Below are 494 nucleotides of genomic sequence, written 5' to 3' on the forward strand. Positions count from 1 at the left end.
TGTGAGCAGCCCTTTAAAGCGAAGCTAAATTAAGGTCGTAGGAAAGGCTGTCTGAGAGGGTAAAAGTAGCCTGCGCTTTTTTTTAACGAGTGCAGGTTGCTTTTTGTTTTGAATATTGCCTTTTCAGATTTTGAGGCCGGCCGAAAAAACAAACGCAGCACAGGTTTTAGGCAGGTTTGCGGAGGAGGATGCAGGAAAAGCGGTTGCTACATAGCAGTCGCGTTTTCTGTTTCTGTACGGTGTCGGAGAGGCGGTGTGCGAGGGGGGTCAGGGAGAAAGCGGTGTTGGGGAAGGAGGCCTGTTTGGTTCGGGATGGGTGTTGGTTGGTGGGCCAACTCTCCCAGGGGGGTGAGGGGGGGTGCAGGTTGGGTTTAAAGGTGGGGGGGGGCAAGACGTTGAATGGGTTGGTTTGGGGGGTTAGGGGTCAGGGGGCGGTTGGGGTTGGTGTTTAACTTTTTGGTGGCGGCTCGCGGCCTCTTGGGTCTGGCCCACCT

At 54.9% G+C, this 494-nt stretch carries 1 protein-coding gene; it reads left to right on the plus strand.

The features are described from left to right. The first annotated feature begins 281 nt into the window (after nt 1–281). Entirely contained in the window at nt 282–452 is a 171-nt protein-coding gene (locus ACTHTY_RS11645; RefSeq protein ID WP_440367786.1) for a hypothetical protein, read from the plus strand. Nucleotides 453–494 lie beyond the last annotated feature (42 nt).

The sequence above is a fragment of the Neisseria sp. P0019.S002 genome (genome assembly GCF_051957155.1).
Lineage (GTDB): Bacteria > Pseudomonadota > Gammaproteobacteria > Burkholderiales > Neisseriaceae > Neisseria > Neisseria perflava.